This window comes from Ureaplasma ceti (genome assembly GCF_040369755.1).
GTDB classification, from domain to species: domain Bacteria; phylum Bacillota_I; class Bacilli_A; order Mycoplasmatales; family Mycoplasmoidaceae; genus Ureaplasma; species Ureaplasma ceti.
Genome location: NZ_BAABQM010000005.1, coordinates 1 through 22774, shown reverse-complemented (window position 1 = coordinate 22774; position 22774 = coordinate 1). Strand labels below are relative to the sequence as shown.

Genomic DNA, 22774 nt, shown 5'->3' with positions numbered 1-22774 from the left:
ACATGAATATTTTAGATGATTTAAAATGACGTGGTATTTTAAATGCCATTACAAATGAAGAAAAATTTGCTGAAGTGTTAAACCAACACAAATGTGCATATGTTGGTTTTGACCCAAGTGCATCAAGTTTACACTTAGGTAACTACGTAATGTTAATGATGGTAAGAAGATTAAACCAAGCTGGTATTAAAACTTACGCAATGGTTGGTGGGGCGACTGGAATGATTGGTGACCCTAGTGGTAAATCTGCAGAAAGAAATTTATTAAACGCTGAAACTGTAGAATTTAACAAACAAGCAATCATTAGACAATTAAAAAAATATGCAACTGAAGACGTGTTAGATAACTACGAACACTTCAAAAACATGAGTTTCTTAACATTCTTAAGAGATGTGGGAAAAATGGTAAGTATTAACTACTTATTAGAAAAAGAAGTGATTAAAACCAGATTAGAATCATCTGGATTATCTTACACTGAGTTCAGTTACAACTTGATTCAATCTTACGACTTCTTAACATACTACCAAAACTACAACGTGGCTTTACAAGTGGGTGGTAGCGACCAATGAGGTAACATTACTGCTGGTATTGAAATGATTAGAAAAACTGTGGGTGATGAAAACATCGCTTGTGGTATGACTATGAACTTATTAACTAACAGTGAAGGTAAGAAATTTGGTAAGTCTGAAAAAGGGGCGATCTTCTTAGATCCAAGTTTAACTTCACCTTACGAAATGTACCAATTCTTAATTAACCAACCGGATTCAGAAGTAATTAAGTTATTAAAATTCTTAACATTATTAAGTCATGATGAAATTACGGCGATTGAAGCAGCTCACTTAGCAGAACCTGCTAAGAGAATTGCTCAAACTAAATTAGCTGAATTTGTAGTAACTGATATTCATGGGGCTGATGTTTACAACAGAGTTCAAGAAATTTCTAAAATTTTATTCAGTGGTGACATTAAATCATTAAGTTTAGCTGAATTAAAATCTGCAATGCAAAACGTACCATCAGAAGTCATTGAAGCAGAAGAAATTAACATCGTAGATTTATTAGTTGCTTTAAACGTAGTAACTTCAAAAACTAAAGCTAGAGAATTAGTTTCAAACAACTCAATCATGATTAATGGCGACAAAGTGAACGACCTAGAATTCATGGTGAAAAAAGCCGATGCTTTTAACCAAGAATTCACAGTGGTGAAAAAAGGTAAAAAGAACTACTTTGTAGCTTCATTTAAATAATCTTAATTGTTAGTCAAACTACAAAAATAAGCCAATACAACATTGGCACACAAGACACTCCTTCAAGAAAAGGAGTGTCTTTTTCATGCCTTAAACTTATATGCAAAGAGTGATTATTCTGATTAAATCTAAATATATTTTAATTGTTTGGCAATTGTTTTATTGTCATTTTTACTTATACTCATACACCAGTTTTTTTAAAAGTCTGCAATATAATTTTGGTGTAAATCAAAATTTACGATATTCCTACCAACCAATATTCATATATTTATAATTTATAAAATTTATCTGGAATAGGTATTTTACTCCGAAGTAAGATGATAAAAATATTGTTAATTAATTTTTAAGTTTTAGTTAAGAATAATATATATTCATTCTTGTTTTGTATATAAATAATTCTTTGGTTAGAGAATATTTATTGATAAGGAAACTAAAACATTATGAAAAATAAAACTAAAATTATTTTAGGATCTATAGGAACTTTAGTTGTTTCAACTTTAGGAACTATAAGTGTTTTAAATTGCACAAATAATGTAAATTTGCAAAAAAATCAAATAACAGAATTATCTAATATTATCAAAAAAGAAAATAACTACAATTATAATTTTTTAGTAAAAAGTGCTGTTTCAAATATTAACAGAATTACTAATCGTACTAATTTAGTTCTTTTTACTAAAGTAATTAATGATGTTAATGACCGTAAACTTTTATTAATAGTTTTTACTGGCGCTACCACAATTATTGACTTAAAAACTGGTTTAACATTAGAAATTAGATTTCCTGGTTTGCCTATTATTTATGAAAATAAAAATTTAATTTATGGTGGTTGTTTAGGAATTTTACAAGTTTTAGGACATGATAAGTATTGTACAATCAATACAAAGTTCCCAAAAATTTATAATACTGAAGATTTGTTAAAAAATATTGTAGAAATTAGAAGCGATATTAAACCATCTGTCATCATTAATGAGTATAAAAAAAGAAAAGACAGCATTGATAACAAATTAAATAAAACTTTATTATTGCCAACAACGTTAACGTCAGCATCTTTCAAACCAAATCATCATTTACACATTTATTACAACAAATATGGAAAATTTAATATTACTTATCAAGTGCCTTATTCTTGGTGATTTGCTTCAAGAGGAGATATACAATCTGCTGGCTTAATTGATACTAAATGTTTAGGGTACAAAAATAATGAAGGATTATGTGAATACATTGCCTTGGCTAATTTAATGCTTTATGAACAATTATTTATTAATTCATCTTTATTTACCACGGGAAAATTCAATGAATATTTTAAATTGACTTATGGAAATAATATAATTGAAGATTCTAGTCCTATTTTTAAACAATATGGATTTTATAATCCTAGTCTAGGATTGGTTTATAAATTATGAGAAGACGCTAACTTTAAATTAGATTTAACTAATGGTGATGTTTTAAAAGACTCGCTTATAAAATTCTTAAAACAAGAAAATAATTCAAAAGCAATACATACATGAGAATGCAATTATAAATATGGTGGATATTGAAGAGCTTGAAATAGCGTTACTCATGGTATACCTTGTATTTTAGGATCTGCGCCATTTAATTTTCAATCTTCTTATGGATGACCAGCGCACGCATATACAGTTTATGGATATGACACTCCTACTAATTGTTTTTTAGTTACTATGAATTTTGGTGATTATCGTGATACTTCCGTTTTATATAGTTATTACGTAGGGGCTTGAGGATCGTATTGATTAGAATTACATCCTAAAAATAATTTCAATACCCCTTCTAAAAATTTACAAAAAGTTTTCAGCTGAAATAATTCTTTGTATACTGGACCGCAAATAAATAGCATAATTGCTAAAAACGGTTTAGCTAATGATAAAACAATGTAAGGAAAAAATGCTATGAAATTAACTAAAAAAGGTAAATATGCATTGATTGGAGTGGGTGTTGCCGTTGGGGTACTTGGAGCAATTTTTATCCCAGTGGGCACTGTTTATGGAACGATGACACAAAGTCTGCCTCCTTTTAGTTATGGTCCATGAAAAGATGTTCCCAATAAACTGACTGCTGAAAAACTGGTGCAACAATTTCCACACCAAACTTTAGACTTAAGTCATTGTCCAGAGATTCAACCATTATCATTTCAAGACTCTTTAAAAGATATCCCTGGTTTACAATATCGAGTTAGAGATACTATTAATAATGATTTAATGCGAATTAGTCTACGTAAGAAAACATTTCAGTGAGACCAAAAATGGTTAAAAAACTTGATAGTCAAAATGACCCCAGTGCAAAATAAGCCAGAATACAAATTGACTTTATCGTTAATGTCTGGTCCAGATTTAAGTGTTACAGTAGCAAAAGATCCCTTATATGTAACTGGTTTTGCGACACATAAATTTCCTGATCAGCTTGATTCTTGTAGTCACCAATATTTAAGCTTATATAGTAAATTTTTATTAATTAAAAACACTAACAAATAAAACAATAACTCCAGTGAAGAAGAAATGAAGGGATAGCTTATCTGTGACGCTATCGTTATTACAATACTAGTTTTTACAATGACTTTAATTAACGAAAGGGAATAAACGTCACACCTAGGGCGATCTTCTTCAAAGTTTATTGACGGTTGCTTGTCTGTAAATTTTTCAATAACTATTTAGGATAAACCAAAACATAACAAAAAAGATACACCATTTTCTCGGTGTATCTTTTTTAGCTATAAATTATTTTGGCAGGAAAACATGTTTTCAGTAATGAGATATTTATATTCACAATTAGAGTATTTGTGAGTAATTTAACTGGTTTTATCGTTGTTTAATGGTGGAGAACAATTATGAAACAAAATAAACAAAAATTTATAAAAACCTTGTTATTAGGTTTGGGGATTTTTGGGGCTGTAGGTACGGCCTCTTTAACTATTCCAGCTATATTAGCAAACCAAACCCATAAAACATCAAGCAACAATAACAAACTTATTAACTCGCAAATAACACACAAACTAAACGGTAATCCGACACAAGTACGTTTGCAATATGCAAATATTTGCGACCGAAACTTAGGCTATCCTAGAAGTTTTGCCGGTCCTAATAATTTCAATACGGTAGAAAATAAACGTGCCGTAATTTTTGAAGGTAGCAATCAATACTTTGAATATATTAATTTTTTTGTAAACAAAATTTTAAACCCTGGCATGCTTAATAGAGCTAATCACCGCATTAAATGATGGTTTAAATCTAGTGATAACAATAACCCTCAAACATTCACGGGTTACGAAGGTGATCGAGGTAAAGAATTAAAACGATTTGTGAGTTACGTGCCTTCAACCGACTATACGGTGAGCAACGCAAAGGTAAGTGACAGTGGTTTATATGGCATTAGTTCTTTAGCAACTAGTGATTTAAATAAAGAAGACTATTTAAGAGAACAAGTATCTGAGCATCCATTTAGATTAATTGTCTGCCCGAAAGTTGCGACAGGTATTATTAAAGTAAATGGTGTCGTGCACTTATCATACGATTTGGTGTACGGTACAACAGCTAAAATTGACGTAGATGCAATATATAACCATAACGAACATAAAGAGTGATATGAACCTTTAATGACCAAAGATTATCAATGAGAATACCAGTTAGACGGTAATGATCAATGAAAAACTTTAAGCACGTGAAACAAAACATCTAAAGTGCCTAATATTCCTTTTGAATACAGTCAGTATAATTTACGCTGTTTAATTCGTTATAAATTAACAGATCAAGATAATCTAGCATATAGTTCTGAAAACTGCTTTATTTGCCCTAGTAATGTGGTTAAAATTAATGTTAAAAAAAGTTTGTCAGACTTAAAAACAAGCTTAACGTTTGATTACCAAAAGTTAGTTCTTAATAATACGGTTATAGTAAACGAAAAGAAAAACGGTTATTTACAAGATTTAACTTATACTTGGTCAAAATATAATTTGAGCACTAAAAGATGAGAACGCGTAAAAGCCTTAACAGAGTTTACTAATAATGAAGGTAAGATTAATCTAATTGATGTTAATCCTGGTAAATATAAATTCACCATTTCGTTTAAAGGTGAACAAGAAGGGATCGATTCATGCATTATTCAAATTTTACCGACTCAGACCTTAATTCCCGAATATACTGCAAAAGCTAAAATTGCATTACCTAAATTAGAAAGTAAATTAGATTTGAGTAATTTACCCACTTATTCAATTTATAAAGAAAATGGGCAATGTATTGCTAGTCATTTAACGTTACAACCAGATGGTAATTATCAGCCCTTATATTTAGATACAAGCAGTTTAAAAAATATTAATAATAACTTATACGTAAAAACGTATAATCCTAGAACTAATATACATTCGGTACAATTGGTAAGATTACAAGGCAACGCTACGATTCCGAGCCGTACTAGAATACAACAATCTGACTCGCACTCTTATATTCATTCACATGGTGATAAAACAAAATATTCTCACTCTAAAACAACAGCAAAAGATTCCAAATTATCAACCACTGAGATGAATCCAGACATTATAACTAGTGATTCTTCGTCTGCGACAGCCAAAACAATAAGTTCAATTTCTGAGACAGAAAAATCGCCTTCTTCTAAACCAATGGTAGAACAAAGCGATTCTGTAAAACAAAGTAAAACTTTTGAATGATGAAAAATTTTATTAATTATGTTGTCTGCGTTGACCGGAGTGGGTTGTGGAGTGTGAATTATTAAATTTATCTCTAAAAAACGCAGACAAAAATATAAAAAAGTGGAAGATTAATTATTTTTGATGATTTTCGTAGTCTGTAATGGTTTGAACACGAGCTTCGTGTCTACCACCTTCAAAACTAGCGTGTAAATAAATTTTAACAAAACGAGCAATGTCATCTTTTGCAAAAGAAGACAAGTCTAACAGTGCGATATTAGTGTTGTCATGTTGCTTAGATAATTGTGCAGTTTCGTCGTTATAAATTAATCCAGTTCTAATGTGAAAGTGTTTGTTACCTTCACAATCTCAAGTAACTGGATTTTTTGTTAAGATAAACACATTTAAATCGTTATCCAGTAAAAGTTTGTGAGCTATAGCATCAAGGTTAGCTTTGTTTAAAGTTTTTAAAGTGATGTTTACAATTTCAGTATCGTGAACTTCGTTAGCAATTTCTTGAGCTTCGCTATGTTCGTCAGTTAAGAAAATAACTTCCTTTTTTTCTGACGCAATATTTTTGATGAAATCTTTAATTTCGTTAATTTTGCAGCCTTCTCTTACGATTTTTCAATTATCTAAATTGACAATTGTAGAAGGGACGGCTAACTTACTGTCGCCTTGAACGGTAACAACATCGTAGTAAAGATTATCGATATCAAATTCTTGGTTAGCTTGGTCGGTGTTTTGAATGGTATCTCTACCACTTAAATTTGCACTACTTGCAAATAGTGGGCCAGTTTTAGAAAGAATGTAAAGAATGTATGGGTCATCTGGCATTCTGTAAGAAACGCCGTCTTTAATGACTGAGACTTGTCCTGGTCAGAATCTGTTTAAGAATTCGTATTGTTCTTTAGTTAACTCACCAAGATCGTTTAGATCAGAAATAAACTTAATAATTTTCTTTTCTTTAGGTCTATTTTTCACTTTATAAATAATAGAAGTGTTATTAGCCATAACTCCGATAACAGTATCGGTCGGAATAATAACGGCTTTATTATTTTTGATTTCAAAAATAACTGACTCTAACTCTTGGTATGTATATGACTTGAATTTCATAATTAAAAATTTTTGTTAATGATTACCACTCTATCTAATTGGTTATAGTCTTGAATAATATGAATTTCATCTTTAGTTACATCTAAGTACTCTAAAGCTAAATTGGTTACAGCTTCCGCTTGGTCAAAACCAATTTCTAATCCAATTAGATAACGTTGGGGATTTTTAACAACCTTTCTAAAATCACTTAATAGTTTTCTGTAAATATCCAATCCGTGGTCTTCAGCAAATAACGCTAATGAAGGATCATAAGTTTCTACGTTTTTGTCTAATTGATAAGCTTTATCAATGTATGGTGGATTAGATACTAAAACATCTAATTTAATTTTACGTGCAATTAACTCAGAAAATAAATCTCCTTGATAAATTTGAAGATTAGTTTGTAATTCTAAAGCTTGCGCATTTAATTGAATGTTTTTAATAGCCAAAGGGTTTAAATCTACTAAGTAAAAACGATTATTAGGATTTAAATTTTCCTTTAAGGACAACCCGATAATGCCAGTACCGCTACAAATATCAGCGATATCTAAATTATCTTTCTGACTAGTAAATTTTAAAACTTCATTAACTAAAATTTCAGTGTCGTGACGTGGTGAAAACACGCCGTCTAAAACTTTAAAGTTAAGCTTATAAAAGGTTTCTTCGTGTAAGATTTTACTTAAAGGTTTATTATCGACTAAGTATTCTTGTAACGCTTGTAGACACAAATACGCTTCGTTACAAATATCAGTTTTATGGTTAATAAATTCTAGTTTACTTTCGACTTCAGTGAAGTGGTAAAGAAGAAAAAAGGCTACCTCATCATTTTGGTTAGCCTTTTTTAATTGTTCAACCATATTTAAAATAAGGTCTAAGTAAGTCATTAAATTTCTAGTGTACTCATTAATGAAGCTTGTTCATCAGCGATTAACATGTCGATAATTTCTTCTAAGTTTCCCATCATAACTTGGTCTAATTTGTTTAAAGTTAAACCGATTCTGTGGTCTGTAACTCTGTTTTGTGGGTAGTTGTAAGTTCTAATTTTTTCAGAACGTTCACCAGTACCAACTTGTGATTTTCTTTCGTTAGCTTGTTCTTCGTGTTTTGCAGCTTCAGCAGCTTCTCACAATTTAGATCTTAACATTCTCATAGCGATATCTCTGTTTTCGATTTGTGATTTAGCTTCTTGACAAGCGACTACGATTCCGGTTGGATTGTGAGTAATTCTAACAGCAGATTCAGTTCTGTTAACGTGTTGTCCACCAGCACCAGAAGCACGGTAAGTATCTACTCTTAAATCAGATGGGTTGATTGTAATTTCTACATCATCTTGTTCAGGTAATACAGCTACAGTAATTGTTGAAGTATGTACACGACCTTTAGATTCAGTAGCTGGGACTCTTTGTACTCTATGTACACCAGATTCGAATTTTAACTTGCTGTAAACATCTTCTCCACTTACCATAAATGAAATGAAGTCAAACCCGTGAGCTTGAGTTGATAAGTCTAATACTTTAAGTTTTCAGCCTTGGTTTTCAATGTATCTTTTGTATGTGTCGAATAAGTCAGAAACGAAGATTGAAGCTTCGTCACCACCAGCAGCTGGTCTCATTTCCACAATAACGTTTTTACCATTGTTAGGGTCAACTGGCAATAACAAGATTTTCATTTCTTCTTCTAGAGTTGGGATTTTTTCTTTAGAATTTTCTAAATCCATTCTTAATAATTCCAACATGTCTTTGTCAGTTTCTGTTTGAAGCATTTCTTCAGCGTTTAAACCATCTTCAATTAATCTTGAATAAATTTTAAAAGCAGCTGCTACTTTTTCAGTTTGTTTTAATTGAATGTTGATTTCTTTCATTTTTGCAATGTCTGAACCAACAGTTTCTAAGGCTTTGTTTAGTTCATCGTTCTTTGCATCAATTTTTTTTAAGGCTTCAAATAATTTTTTATTGTATTCCATGTGTTCAGTTGTTCATTTTCTTTCTTTGACATCAATAGTTTAATAAAAGCATTAGCACACGACTGTACTAATGCTTTTAAGACAATTTTATATATGTATAATATCTTGAAAAAGCACTTCTCAAGATTAGTTATCTATAAAGATTCAAGACCACGTTTCACTTCTTCTGTTTTTCTAGTTGAAGTTTTTGCAGTTGATTGTTTTTTGTTAGAGTAGCTTTTACCAGCATCAAATTTCTTTGATAACTTTTCAGCACGTCCACGTAAACTTGTGTTTGTTTGAGCTCCAACATAGAATGGGTGGCATTTTGAACATACATCGATAGATGTGTTGCCGCCCTTAGTAGATGTGATTTCATATGTAGCCCCACAAGAAGCACAAGTATAGTTGCATTGTGATAATTTTGGTTGAATATCTTTTTGCATATTTGTCTCCTTTAGATCTTTATTTATGTTATGAAATATAAACGTATTAATTATACTACAAAGGGTATAAAAAAGAAATGGTTTTCTATATCTATATAAATAAAGGCAATAATAAATGTTGTATAAACTATAAATATAGTTGATTAAACACGATTTTTCTTAAATAAAATGTTAAATTAAGAGTGTGGACTCGTAAAATTTAATATTTTATAAGTTATTTTACGATACCTACTTGTATTTATAAAAATAATATATTATAATTTATAGGTAATGGAAGCGTACTCAAGTGGTCCAAGAGGGCACCCTGCTAAGGTGTTAGGTCGGGTTTCCGGCGCGAGGGTTCGAATCTCTCCGCTTCCGCCACTTTTAAATAAATCTCACGATAGTGGGATTTTTTTTATACAAAAAAGCTGATTTTTTTCAGTTATAAATAATGTAATTATTTAATTAGGTAATAAAAAGATGGTTAACTTATGAACAAAAAAACTCATAAAATAATTCTCTATCTCATTAACATATTATTAAATACGATTTTAATTCTGACCACAATCTTACTAGGTGTCTTTACAGACAACAAAGTTGTGATTACTGTGATGTCGTTAATTTGCATTTATGTTTTAAATGTTACGGTATCTGTATGGATCGTTAATTCCAAACTGAGAACTAACGATACTAAATTAACCTGACTTTTGTCGTTCATTCTCTTCCCGTTGATATCCCATTTAATTTATTTTATTTGGGGTCGTAGTCCATATACTGATAATAGAAAAGTTGAAGACTATAAAAAAACTTATAAGAGTTATCTACATTTATACCCTAAAGCTGCGATTAATAAAAACGAGAATGAAAATGTGGTGTTTCAAGATTTGTCTCAGTACGCTAAGAGTGTGCGTGGTGTACAAACTAGTTATAATAATGATTTCGAAATCTTGAAAGATAACCAAGATTTTTATAAAGCAGTGATGGAAAACATTGATTTAGCTAAAGAACATATTTTTATCCAATACTACATTGTAGATGACGGTTTTTTCTTAAATAGTTTAGTACATAAGTTATTAAAGAAGGCGGATGAAGGTATTAAAATTTATTTCATGTTCGATAGATATGGTTGTCAAACTAAATTTAAACCAGATATGGTAGCTTGTTTGGCACAACATAAAAATATTGAAGTGGCTAAATTTGAATCTGATAAAGATATTAAATTTAGAAGTACTAACAACTTTAGAAATCACAGAAAAGTTATGATCATCGACAATAAACTTGCCATTTATGGTGGCAGCAATATTGCAGATGAATACTTATCTTTGAAACGTAATCATCCGAACTGAAAAGATTTAAACATGATCATTAAAGGTGATTTAGTGAAAAACATGTTAGTAGATTACTGCATGGACTGAGATTTTAATTCATTTTTACCTTATACTTGCGTGTTAGGCGATTACGTTCAAGGTCCAAGTTTCTTGAAACCACTTCTATGAGTACAACATCGTTGATTCTTAAAAAAACACTATAAAACAGTTGCTGCACAAGCAATTCAAACAAGAAAAATTACTAAAAATTTAGTAGAAACATTAAATTTAAAAAAATACTTTGAGGTTGAAGAACCACATGTCATTAATGAAGTACACAATGAAGCACTATTTATGACTACTGGTCCAAGATATTATAGTGGAGTGGCTTCTGAAACAATCTTAACAGCGATCTTTAACGCTACTAAATCGGTCAAAATTATTTCGCCATATTTACATCCAAATGACGAAATTATGGCAGCTTTACAAGCAGCTTCTTTTAGAAAAGTCAAGGTAGAGTTAATTTTGCCTGGTAGTTGTGATGACAAGTGGTTCTTGTTAAACATGAACAGAATTTACTATGAACCTTTGTTAGATGCGCACGTAAGTATTAAAGAATATGCTGGTTTCATTCACACCAAAGCTATTATCATTGACGATGAAATCGTCATTACCGGAACGTTTAATTTAGATTTGCGTTCATTAACTTCTAACTTTGAAAGTATCTTAGTGATTAAAGATACGCACGCTAATGAACAAATGAAAGAATATTGAGAAGAGTGTTCCCACAATGCTACCAGATTTACTAAGGGCGATTTAATCAATAACTTAAGTTTAAGAAATTCCTTTATTAAAGGCTGTTTGCAAATTATTAAACCGCTACTATAAAAAATATTTTTATAATATTTTTATAAGAATACATACTTCAGGAGGAAGTTTTTATGCACCAAGAAACATTTTTAATTATTAGTGAAGGTGGTTTAGACGTTAAAACTATTACTTTACTAGTAAATACTGCCTCAGAATTTCAATCATCAACTAAATTTTCAGTTGGTGGTAGACAAGCTGACGCTAAATCAATCATTAATTTAATGGCTTTAAACGTGAAAAAAGGCCAAGAAGTAACTATTGAAGTGAATGGGGATGACTTTAAAGAAGCTTTTAATGCAATCGTTAATATTTTAAGAAGCACAAATTCAATTCAATAATTATGAACATTTCAAAATACGTTAACGCAATTAGATCATTGGGACTTCAATCAATTATGGAAGCAAAACAAGGCCACCCTGGCATGGTTGTTTCTGCGGCCCCAATCACTTACTCTGTTTATGCAAACGAAGTAAACATTAGCGTTGATAACCCTAATTGAATTAACCGTGATAGAGTAGTTTTATCTGCTGGTCATGGTTCTATGAGCTTATATCCCATTCTACACTTCTGTGGATTATTGTCTATGGAAGACATGAAACACTTTAGACACCGTTTCTCAAAAACACCTGGTCACCCAGAATCTTATGTAACGCCATTTATTGATGCAACTACTGGTCCATTAGGACAAGGAGTATCTAATGCTGTTGGTATGGCAATTGCCGAAGTTTACTTAAGACACGAATTTGCTAAATTACCAGGTTTAATTGACCACTACACTTACTGTATTGTGGGTGATGGTGATCTACAAGAAGGTATCAGCTATGAAGCAATGAGCTTAGCTGGTAAATTAAAATTAAATAAATTAATTATGTTACATGACTCTAACAGATATCAATTAGAGTCATCTGTGGATATGGTTAACATTGAAAATCTACAAAAAAGAGTAGAGTCAATGGGTTGACTATATTTATCTTGTGATAACAATCCTCAAAACATTACTAGATGTATCGATATCGCTAAACGTCAAGTACACCAACCATGTTTTATTGAAATTCATACTGAAATTGGTGAAGGTTTAACCTTTGCAGATTCATATGAAGCACACGGTGGTGGTATTAAAGAATCTGAAATTGAATCATTCAATAAACACTTTGACTGTGACTTTGATAACTGAACTTTTGATAAAGATGTGTACGAACACTTTGAAGAAAAGGTTATTAAAAAAGGTACAGACAAATACAAAAACTGAGTTAAATTACTACAATACTACAAACTAAAACAACCAGAAGAAACTGAAAAATTCATTAAACAAGCTCGTGGCGAATTTACTGACTGAAAAGAAGTAATTGATATTAATGCTTTACCAAAAGATGTAGCCACAAGAGCAGTCGCTGGTAAAATTCTTGAACAAATTCAAAACGCTGGCGTAAAAGATACAATCATCTTGTCACCAGACGTTTCTAAATCAACAAGTATTAAATTTAAAGGCGAACCATTTAACGAAAACAGACACTCAAGCTACATCATGACTGGAATTAGAGAGTTTGCAATGTCTGGTATCCAAAACGGAATCTTATTACATAGAGGTTTACGTTGTATTTCAAGTTCATTCATGGCTTTCAGTGACTACTTTAAAGCTGGTATTAGATTAGGCGCTATTTCAAAATTACCAAGTGTTTATGTATTAACACACGATAGTATCTTATTAGGTTCAGATGGACCGACACACCAACCAGTAGAACACTTAGCTGGTTTAAGAGCAATGCCAAACGTAGAAGTCCTACGTCCATGTGACGAAGTTGAAGTTTATGCTGCTTTTATTGAAGCAATGAGTTCAGTGGACACAACTTACTGCATTGTATTAACAAGACAAGCAACTAAATCTGGCTTTAAAACTTCTGTGCCATCAGCTTTAGCTTACGGTGGTTACTTAATTTACAATAATGCTGATAACTTAACTAACTTAACAATTTTAGCAAGTGGTTCAGAAGTGGCGTTAGCTGTAAAAACAGCTGACTTCTTATTAGAAAACTACAACTTAACTTCAGAAGTTTTCAGTGTACCAAACTTAAACAAATTTGTGCAAACTAAAGACTTAAAGACTACATTAGACTCTTCAGTGGGCGTCTTTGCGATTGAAGCTGGTAATGACTCAATGTGATACCGTCTAGCAATATACGACTCAAGATTTACAACAATTGAAGTACCGGGTTATGGTCACTCAATGGATGGTAATGTATTGTACAACTTGTATGGTTTCAACCCACAAGCAATCGCTTACAAAGTAATTAACAGTTTCTTACCAACTAACCGTGAATTAATTGATAAAGTAAATAATGATTACTTACAATTCAGAAACGAATTTATTGCTAAAAAATAGCAATCAAAGTTAAAGGAAGAAAAAACTATGGAAAAATATACTCAAGCTGAATTAGCAAAATTTATTGATCACACTAATTTATCTGACGTAGCTTCTAAAGCAGATATTGAAAAGCTTTGTAATGAAGCTAAAGAATACGGTTTTAAATCAGTGTGTGTTAATCCGTTCTACGTGAATGACTGTAAAAGATTACTAGTTGGTACAGACGTTTTAGTTTGTACAGTAATTGGTTTCCCGTTAGGCATGAACACTATTGAAAACAAAGTGTTTGAAACACTAGACGCTGTGAAAAACGGAGCCGATGAAATCGATATGGTAATCAATATTGCTAAATTAAAAGCAAGAGACGAATCTTACTGTTTAAAAGAAATTAACGCTGTAAAAAGTGCGTGTCACCACAGAATTTTAAAGGTGATTGTAGAAACTTCACAATTAACACAAGAAGATAAAGTCTTCGCTTGCGAATTAATCGCAAAATCTGACGCTAACTTCATCAAAACTTCAACAGGTTTTGTGGGTGCTGGCGCACAATTAGAAGATGTACAAATGTGACATGAAATTTTAGGTAATAAAAAAGAAATTAAAGCTGCTGGTGGTGTAAGAACTTACGCAGATTTATTAAAATTCATTGAAGCCGGCGCAACAAGAATCGGTTCTTCAAAAGGAATTAGTTTAATTACTAACGAAGCAGACAAGACTAATTCAGGATATTAAACAAAAATTTATCTACTATTTTGCCAAAAATAAACAGATTAAGTTTTACAAATATATATGTAACTTATTTGAAAAAAATAAGTTATAAGCCTATCTAGACTTGACTAAAACAACTACATAAAAAGGAGCTCATCAAAAATGATGTGGCTCCTTTTATTTTGTTAATTTAATTTTGTACTTGATCATTTCATTTTTTTATATTAAACTTAAAAAATCAATAGTATTGGAGAAAAAACAATGAGTGAAAGAAAAGTTGTAGAACTTTTTGCCGGTGTCGGCGGATTTAGAGTCGGTCTAAATAATGTTCAAATAATTAATAATAAAGTTATCGAAGAAGATAAATTTAAATTTGTTTTCTTTAACCAATGAGAACCTGGTAGTAAAGTTCAAAATGCGTATAGATGTTATGCTGATAGATTTAATGAATTCTCAAATCCATTAAATAATACTGATATTTCACTTGTTGATGAATCACTTATTCCTAATCATGATTTATTAGTAGGTGGTTTCCCATGTCAAGATTATTCAGTTGCCAGAAGTTTAAAAGATCAAAATGGTATTGAAGGTAAAAAAGGCGTTTTATGGTGAGAAATTAATCGTATTTTAAAGCATAAAAAACCTAATTTTGTATTTTTAGAAAATGTCGATAGACTATTAATAAGTCCTTCAAAGCAACGTGGCAGAGATTTTTCTATTATGTTGAAATGCTTTGATGAATTAGATTATTATGTAGAATGAAAAGTTATCAATGCGGCAGCATATGGTATGCCACAAAAAAGAAAAAGAATTTTTATTTTTGCATGTAAAAAAACTACACATTTTTATAAAACTAACATTAAAAAATATAAAAATCCTTTAGATGTATTAGGAACTAGTAAAAGTTTCTTTTTTGACGAATTTAAATATAATATTGAATCAGAAATTGAACGTGTTGAATTGTTAGAAGACATTAAAACCATTTCTGATTCAAAAACAACAACTTATAAAGATGCTGGTTTTATGGATTCTGGCATTGTATATTCAACGAAAACATCACCTATTTATAATGGTGGTCAAACGTTGTTAAAGGATGTTGTTTTAAAAGATATTAATTTAATAAAAGATTTAATCCTTACAGATAAAGATAAAATCGAAAAAATTAGATATATGAAAAGTAGTAAGAGAATTGAAAGAATAAAAGATGGATATACTTACTACTATTCTGAAGGGAAAATGAATTTTCCTGACTTATTGGAATTACCGGGTAGAACAATGTTAACTTCAGAAGGAACTATTAACCGTAGTACTCATGTTATCGGTGTAGAAAATGATAAATATAGATTATTATCTCCAATCGAGTGCGAGAGATTGAATATGTTCCCGGATAATTGGACTGGAAATATTGGTTTATCGAATAAAGCCAGATATTTTTTAATGGGTAATGCTTTAGTTTGTGGGATTGTTAACAAAGTATCAAGTAAATTAGCGAACTTAATTGATAAAGAAAATGGCAAATAAAACAATTATTAAAAAAAGTCTAAAAGAAATTGAAGACTTTGCTAGAGAATGAGAAAATGCTTTATCTGATACTAATTTAAAAAAATTTATTAAATCAGGTTATGAATTCAATAGTAAAGATAAAGGATGATTAGGAAATTTAATTCAAAGCGAAATTTTTAAAATACCTGTTAACAGTAGACCGGAACCTGATTTTGATGAATATGGAATTGAATTAAAGGTTTCTGGTTTAATTCCAACCAACGATAACACCAGTTTTACAGCTAAAGAAAGATTGGTGTTCTCGGCTATTAATTATGAAACTTTAGTTAATCAACAGGATATTTATGAATCTGATTTTTTAAAGAAGAACAAATATATTTTGTTAGTTTTTTATAAATATGACAATAATTTCAAAACTAAAAATTATCGAGCAATTAAACTAATTAGTACTAGATTAATTGATTTGACTCAATTAGAAGAGTTTGAACAAATTAAAAGAGACTATGAAACGGTTGTCAAATTAGTAAAAGAAGGTAAAGCGGAAGAAATTAGTTCCTCACTAACCAAATATTTAGAAGCCTGTACTAAGGGGCAAAATGCCAACTCGTTACGCGTTCAACCGTTCTCTGATGTTAAAGCTAAAGCTAGAGCTTGAGCGTTTAAGAATAAGTTATTAACAAAGATTTTTTATAACACTTGAAAAAAATATGAATTTAAAAATTATGATTCAATTCAAGATGTTATTTCTGAGATTCTGAAATACCAGGGCCGAACTTTAAAATCTCTTTATGAAGAATTTGACATTAAAAATACTAATGGTAAAAGCAGTAGAAGTTCTGTTATAAAAGCCATTTTAAAGATAAAACGTTTTGATGAAATTAAAATATTAGCAACCGAACAAATTACTTTGAAAACTATTAATTTAGAAAAAAACGGGATGAGTTTAATCGAACATTCTCCAATTACACCAATTCGCATTGAAGATTTTAATGAAGAACAAAAGTTTGAAGATTCTGATTTATACAATATTTGTTCTTCTGGCATGTTAGTGGTTGTCTTCAAAAAAGAAAAAGATAAAGCAAAAATTGAATCAACAATTTTACAAGATTGTTTCATGTTGAACTTTGATAACGATGAAATTAAAACAATTAAATCCGTTTATTATAAAACAATGGATTTATGTAATAATGGTGTGGTTTACAGAGAAATAAATCCCGATAAAAAAAGACGCAAAACCTACTTGGTACATGAATCTGATAATCAAGTTATCCACATTAGACCTAAAGCTAAAGATAGTAAAGAAACATATCAAACTAAAAATGGTCAAATCATTACCAAAATTTCGTTTAGTTTAAACCATAAAACGATTGAACAAAAATATCAAAATTATTTAAAAAACAAAAAAAGAGCGGAATAAAATTCGCTCTTTTTTAAATTGCCCAAATTCCGTTACCTAATGAATTAATAATTGATTTGGGTGGAATTGTGGATAATCTAAATGTTTTAATATTATGTTCGTCTTTAGAGTTTTCATAAATTGCTAACGGAATAATATCGATGCAGAATATTTCGTCATTATTAATATATTCAAAATAATTAGCGTAACTACCTTTACCGAAAACTTTCAAACCATTATTATTGCAAAATACTACACGTCTGTATTTTCAGCTGTAATTAGGATTGTTTATATCTTTAAAATCTTCTATATTTTTGGAACAGTTATAAATGTATCTAACAATAACTTTCTTGTTTCAATCTAAAATCTTAGAATAAATATTTTTAGATAAATGTTCACCAAACATTAATTGATATTGTTTGAATAATTGTTCTTCTGAATAGCCTGTAAAAAAATAATTATTAAAATCTTCAATAGAATCAAACTTTAAAGTTTTGTAATCATTTTTAGTGTATATTTGTGTGTTACATATAAATTTATAGAACACTTCTTCGTTTGCTTTATTTATAGGACAAACAGAACCGTATATAGAAGGAGTATATTTCGTATTAGTTAAAGCGGTGTCGTTACTTTCTTCGGAATACATTTTACTGATAGATATTCTAGTAGCGTTCAAGTTAGAACCGTGAGTTTTTAGTGGGAAGAATCTAGGAACTAATTCAACAAACTCTTCGTTTTCTCTATTGCTTAGAATACTTTTGTAATAATCTATAGCTCAAGAACAATTTATATAATCTTCAATTAATTCAGGTGTTAGATAAATTTTACTTAAATATTTATATTGGTCGCGATAACCTAAAAATCTAGCAGCTTGTAAAATTGAATCAGCTTGTTCAGTATTACGCTCTAGATATGTGGTGGTTAAATTCATAAATGTTAAACCTCTAGATAATTTATCACTACCAATAACAATTTGGAAAGTTTCTAAATTAGTTTCGTCAAAGTTTATATTAAATGAAGGATTTTTAGGAGTATCTCCGTTAAAAACAATAACTTCTAATTTATTTAAAATCTGTTCTTTAATTAGTTTAAAAATATTTTCAGATTCATTAGGATTTAATAAATTGTATGTTTTAGCAACACCTGATTTATCAATATAATAGTTTTCTTTTATATACGTTTTGAGTTCTGAAATAACAAAATTTGTATATTTATCTGTATAAAAATATTTATTTAAAAATTCATAAACTTTAGATTCTATAATTTCATGCACCACTTTTTTTCTATCAATGTTTATCAACATTCTGGGTTTAGCTCCGTGGAAACAATTGTAATTACTTAAATAAATAACGCACTGCAACAAGTAGTTAAACAATGCTTCTTGAAAACTGTAATTACCCTCTTCAAAAGAAGAATCAATTGTTTTTATGATTTTTGATGAACCACTTTGCATTTCTTCAGCGTAAAAATCTATTCCCACATATCCACTACCAGGATTTAGTGTGAATGCAAAGTTTGGTTTCAGGTCATCTTCGTTATCTACCATTACGTGAGCAAACGGTGTAGCGGTTACAGAAATATATGTAATATTTCAATTAATAGATTTTAAGATATCGGTAATACACTCGTTGATAGTTGTAAAATCTTTGTTTATGTTTCCAAAAGATGCAACATCGCCTTCATCATCTAATATTGTCAGATTATTAATATTATGTTTATAAGTTGATAATTTAGATAAAAATTCATTGAAGAATAATTTTAGGTTATTGTGCTCCTTTAACAAAAACACAAAAATATGTTCGTTACCATTTAATTCATCTGATGGTTGTCAATTTTTTAAATCATTGAAAGATAAAAATTGTGCTTCAGCGTTAATTTTAGTAAATTCATTTTTAAATCTTAATATAGTTTGAGTTAGCAAGTTTTTATTGTTAGAAGATAATACTAACGTAACATTAAGCCCTTTATATTGTTCTAGAATTTTACTAGAAAATCCAATCATAAAATCAGTTTTTCCTGATTGAATAGAACCAAAAACCAATAGTTTTAAAGGACTAAATTTTTTATTGTTTTGTATTGATTGATAGACAGATTCTACTGTATTTTTATAAGTTTCAATATCTTTAATAATGGTTTGTTCATTAGAAATAAAATTTCTCATTTTATTTCTTTTTGAATCTAAAAATTTATTAAATAAATCATAGTTTTTATATGAATAAATTAATTCATCGTCATTTTTATCATCGTTTTTACCGAAATCAAAATTATTTCATCTAAAAATATTATTCATTAATCAACGTCTCAATCCGTTCTTCAAAGTTAGAAAATACAGTATTAGTAGAATTTGTAATTTTAAAAAAATAATCTAATACAGTGGTGCATTCTTCGCCGATTGCATTGTAGAAGAATTTACACTGAATTTTAGGCAAAAATGTTTTATCGTAAAATAAAAATTCTGTTTTATTTAAATTGATTTTATATTCAACAAATAAATCTGGAGAAGAATTATAAATTTCGGTTATTTCCTTTTTAAACTCTGTTCAAACTTCGTAATAAATAACGCTTCTAATATCTTCTAATAAGTCTTTCAAATCTACACCTTCTTCAGAATCTCAATTAATATTGATTACGACTAATTCATTTTTGCTGCAATTGTTAATACTTTCTAATTGAGATTGAGAAAGATAAAAATTTTCATTTTCATTATCAGTAAAAACTAATCCTAAATTTTGATTTTTAGGAAAATGAAAGTTCAATTTGTTGGTATCTTTTTTGTAAAAGGGGAATGTGTTAACATTGAATGATAAACATTTTTTGATAAATGCCAATTCAGAAATTTTAGTTTTGTAAACGTGTTTTAAATCTTGTTCTTTTTTAATTTTAAAAATAGCTTCAATTCTTTTAATAATTGCTTCAATTGTTATATTCTTTTGTGAGTGCACTTGACTATTAAAAAGAATGCACATTGATTCAACAAATTCTTGTGAAGCGTGTTTGCCGAATAGCAACACCCAATAAATACCTTTAGGTAATTCAGGGGTATCTTGAACGTTAGTTCTAGACAAAATTTTTATATCAGATAGATATGAATTTAAATTTAATGAGCCTAAAGCTATATCTGCTTGCGAGGCAATTATTCCATATTGCGATTGTTTGTCATCGGACAATAAAAAGGTTTTAAAAATTTTATTATTTTTCATGATTTTATTCAAGTTATTAGTTTAAAAGATATAAATTATTTAGAAGACTTTTTAAATACTTCTATTTTAATTTTATTAACTATATTAAAAGAACGTTTAATTTATAAAATATAAGCATTATGAATCAATATAATTACGAAAAATGAACAACTGAAGACGTTTTAATGACTCCGTTTGTAAAGTGGGTTGGCGGCAAACGTCAAGTTATAGATAAATATTTAAAAGATAAAATCCCTTCATTTAACAGATATGTAGAACCGTTTGCTGGTGGGGCTGCAATGTTTTTACATCTAAAACCAAAAGAAGCTATTATCAACGATTTAAATGAAGCGTTGATTAATGGTTTTCTAGCTATTCAAAACGAACCATACGCATTAATGCGTAAACTAGATAGTTTTGCTAAAAAACATAGTGAAGAGTTTTATAACAAAATGAGAACTAGAAAATTTAGAAAAACTTCTTCAATTGCTGCACAACTAATTTATTTAAACAAAACTTGTTTTAACGGTATGTATAGAGTGAACTCTAACGGCTTCTTTAATGTACCTTTAAATAAAGATACACTACTTAAACCCAAAAGAATGTACGATACTAACAATATTACGGCATTAAACGTATATTTCAATACAGCAAAAGTAGAGTTTACATCTAAAGATTATTTAATTACTTTAGACAATGCAAAATCTGGTGATTTTGTATTCTGTGATCCGCCTTATGATTATGACCAATCTGAAAAAAGTTTTGTGGAATACACTAAGAGTGGTTTCAATCAAGAAGATCAAAAAAAATTAGCACAAAAATTATTAGAGTTAGACAAAAAAGGTGTGAAATGATTATTGACTAATCATGACACTAAATTAATTAGAGAATTATACCAATCTGATGATGCTCACATCAAATTAGAACCAATGACTACTAATCGTTTTATTAATAGCGATTCTACTAAGAGAGTGGCAACAGGTAAGGAAATTATGGTGTATAACTATGAAATCTAAAAATTTAAAATCAGACAAACTTGATAACGCATTAGCGGAATATTTAGACACAATTCAAACAACTAATATTGAATTAGATTCATTTGTAGATTTTGATAAAATTCGTAGTCAAATGAATAAAATTTCTAATAATTTATCAAAGTTAAATTATTTAATTGCTGGTTCTTATGAAGAATTAGATAAAAATATTGAAAGATTATGAAGTCGCAATCCAGAATCTTTTGCTTTAATTTATGATGTTTTAGCTATCAATGATATTCGTAATAAAAGCGCTATTGTTGATAACAAAGTTTATTTATTAGAAGAATTGTTACAAAGTTTAGAAGGTGTGAAAACTTTAATTTACCGTTCTAAATTAGCTGATATGATCGTAAACGGCAACATCAACAATTTTTATGATTATTTATATGGTGTTAAAGTTGGTTCTGACAGTAACACAAGAAAAAACCGTAATGGTTCTAAAAACGAAGATGACATCTACGATATGTTGGTAAACCATTATAAAGATAACAAGGATATTGTTATTGAAACTCAAGTAAATTCTGAGATTTATAACATTTTGAGAAACGATAAGAAACGTTGAGATTTTCTTGTAATTAACAATAAGAACAAGAAAAAAGTTTTATTAGAAGCATCATTTTACAATTCTGGTGGCTCAAAAGTTTCTGAAGTTTGTCGTGCTTACAAAGAAATTTTTGATAATGTATCTGTAGAAAAAGATAAGAAGAATCCAAATTTAAAAGGAATTAATTTTGTTTGAGTGGCTGATGGTTTCGGTATGACAACAATCAAGAGTGCTTTATCTGAAGTCTTTGGTTATGATTACATCTGTAATAAAAATCAACTATTAGATAAAGTTGACACACTGTTAGGATTAAAAAATACTAAGGCAAAAACAAGTAAAAATCCAAAAAAATAGTAAATAAAAACACTGGAGTCGCATTACAGAGGGAAATAAAAATGGGACACTCCTTAAAAAGAAAGGAGTGTCTTTTTATATGTCTAGACACCTAAAATGAAGTGAATGACTTTATTATTTTCAATTATTTGAAACTAATACTAAAAAATTT

The 22774-nt window shown here is 29.5% G+C and carries 18 protein-coding genes and 1 tRNA gene; 13 read left to right on the top strand and 6 right to left on the bottom strand.

Annotation, left to right across the window (positions count from 1 at the left end):
- The first annotated feature begins 2 nt into the window (after positions 1-2).
- The 4 genes from tyrS (at position 3) to ABWU82_RS03385 (ending at position 6033) form a co-directional block, all read left to right on the top strand.
- Positions 3-1244 carry a tyrosine--tRNA ligase gene (gene tyrS / locus ABWU82_RS03400; RefSeq protein ID WP_353290101.1) on the top strand — a complete coding sequence of 414 codons (1242 nt, stop codon included), beginning with the start codon at positions 3-5 and terminating at the stop codon, positions 1242-1244.
- A gap of 440 nt (positions 1245-1684) precedes the next feature.
- Positions 1685-3139 (top strand): putative cysteine peptidase, encoded by a 1455-nt coding sequence (locus tag ABWU82_RS03395; protein WP_353290100.1) that lies wholly within the window; start codon positions 1685-1687, stop codon positions 3137-3139.
- A gap of 12 nt (positions 3140-3151) precedes the next feature.
- Entirely contained in the window at positions 3152-3733 is a 582-nt protein-coding gene (locus tag ABWU82_RS03390) for a hypothetical protein (protein ID WP_353290099.1), read from the top strand.
- Positions 3734-4086: 353 nt separating this feature from the next.
- The gene (locus ABWU82_RS03385; protein WP_353290098.1) at positions 4087-6033 is read left to right on the top strand and encodes a hypothetical protein; all 1947 of its coding nucleotides are present in this window, start codon (positions 4087-4089) and stop codon (positions 6031-6033) included.
- Here the strand turns inward: ABWU82_RS03385 and ABWU82_RS03380 are convergent, their stop codons facing one another.
- The 4 genes from ABWU82_RS03380 to rpmE form a co-directional block, all read right to left on the bottom strand.
- Positions 6034-7014, bottom strand: coding sequence for a Sua5/YciO/YrdC/YwlC family protein (locus tag ABWU82_RS03380; RefSeq protein ID WP_353290097.1), 981 nt, complete (start codon positions 7012-7014; stop codon positions 6034-6036).
- Positions 7015-7016: 2 nt separating this feature from the next.
- The gene (prmC, locus tag ABWU82_RS03375) at positions 7017-7877 is read right to left on the bottom strand and encodes a peptide chain release factor N(5)-glutamine methyltransferase (protein ID WP_353290096.1); all 861 of its coding nucleotides are present in this window, start codon (positions 7875-7877) and stop codon (positions 7017-7019) included.
- Positions 7877-8956, bottom strand: a complete 1080-nt coding sequence (gene prfA / locus ABWU82_RS03370; RefSeq protein ID WP_353290095.1) for a peptide chain release factor 1 — start codon at positions 8954-8956, stop codon at positions 7877-7879. Before prfA ends, prmC begins: the two co-directional genes overlap by 1 nt.
- 134 nt (positions 8957-9090) lie before the next feature.
- Entirely contained in the window at positions 9091-9381 is a 291-nt protein-coding gene (gene rpmE / locus ABWU82_RS03365; RefSeq protein WP_353290094.1) for a 50S ribosomal protein L31, read from the bottom strand.
- Positions 9382-9653: 272 nt separating this feature from the next.
- Here rpmE and ABWU82_RS03360 point away from each other — a divergent pair.
- The 7 genes from ABWU82_RS03360 (at position 9654) to ABWU82_RS03330 (ending at position 17530) form a co-directional block, all read left to right on the top strand.
- Positions 9654-9744: transfer RNA gene (locus ABWU82_RS03360), tRNA-Ser, on the top strand.
- Positions 9745-10232: 488 nt separating this feature from the next.
- Positions 10233-11558: a phospholipase D-like domain-containing protein gene (locus tag ABWU82_RS03355; RefSeq protein WP_353290093.1), complete on the top strand. Its 1326-nt coding sequence runs from the start codon at positions 10233-10235 to the stop codon at positions 11556-11558.
- A 53-nt stretch (positions 11559-11611) separates the two neighbouring features.
- Entirely contained in the window at positions 11612-11878 is a 267-nt protein-coding gene (locus ABWU82_RS03350) for an HPr family phosphocarrier protein (RefSeq protein ID WP_353290092.1), read from the top strand.
- A gap of 2 nt (positions 11879-11880) precedes the next feature.
- Positions 11881-13920 carry a transketolase-like TK C-terminal-containing protein gene (locus tag ABWU82_RS03345; protein WP_353290091.1) on the top strand — a complete coding sequence of 680 codons (2040 nt, stop codon included), beginning with the start codon at positions 11881-11883 and terminating at the stop codon, positions 13918-13920.
- Between the two features lie 27 nt (positions 13921-13947).
- Positions 13948-14634 carry a deoxyribose-phosphate aldolase gene (gene deoC, locus ABWU82_RS03340; protein ID WP_353290090.1) on the top strand — a complete coding sequence of 229 codons (687 nt, stop codon included), beginning with the start codon at positions 13948-13950 and terminating at the stop codon, positions 14632-14634.
- A gap of 237 nt (positions 14635-14871) precedes the next feature.
- Positions 14872-16131 (top strand): DNA (cytosine-5-)-methyltransferase, encoded by a 1260-nt coding sequence (gene dcm, locus ABWU82_RS03335; RefSeq protein WP_353290089.1) that lies wholly within the window; start codon positions 14872-14874, stop codon positions 16129-16131.
- On the top strand, positions 16121-17530 hold the full coding sequence (locus ABWU82_RS03330; protein WP_353290088.1) for a MutH/Sau3AI family endonuclease: 1410 nt from the start codon (positions 16121-16123) through the stop codon (positions 17528-17530). The genes dcm and ABWU82_RS03330 overlap by 11 nt, the downstream gene beginning before the upstream one ends.
- 13 nt (positions 17531-17543) lie before the next feature.
- Here ABWU82_RS03330 and ABWU82_RS03325 read toward each other — a convergent pair whose 3' ends face one another.
- Both ABWU82_RS03325 and ABWU82_RS03320 read right to left on the bottom strand, forming a co-directional pair.
- The gene (locus tag ABWU82_RS03325; protein WP_353290087.1) at positions 17544-19799 is read right to left on the bottom strand and encodes a Z1 domain-containing protein; all 2256 of its coding nucleotides are present in this window, start codon (positions 19797-19799) and stop codon (positions 17544-17546) included.
- Complete coding sequence (locus ABWU82_RS03320; RefSeq protein ID WP_353290086.1) at positions 19792-20709, bottom strand: hypothetical protein; 918 nt, start codon at positions 20707-20709, stop codon at positions 19792-19794. Before ABWU82_RS03320 ends, ABWU82_RS03325 begins: the two co-directional genes overlap by 8 nt.
- Positions 20710-20828: 119 nt before the next feature.
- Here ABWU82_RS03320 and ABWU82_RS03315 point away from each other — a divergent pair, with 119 nt between their 5' ends.
- Positions 20829-21704, top strand: coding sequence for a DNA adenine methylase (locus tag ABWU82_RS03315; protein ID WP_353290085.1), 876 nt, complete (start codon positions 20829-20831; stop codon positions 21702-21704).
- A complete protein-coding gene (locus ABWU82_RS03310) occupies positions 21694-22623 on the top strand; it encodes a DpnII family type II restriction endonuclease (protein WP_353290084.1) in 930 nt (309 codons plus the stop codon). The genes ABWU82_RS03315 and ABWU82_RS03310 overlap by 11 nt, the downstream gene beginning before the upstream one ends.
- Positions 22624-22774 lie beyond the last annotated feature (151 nt).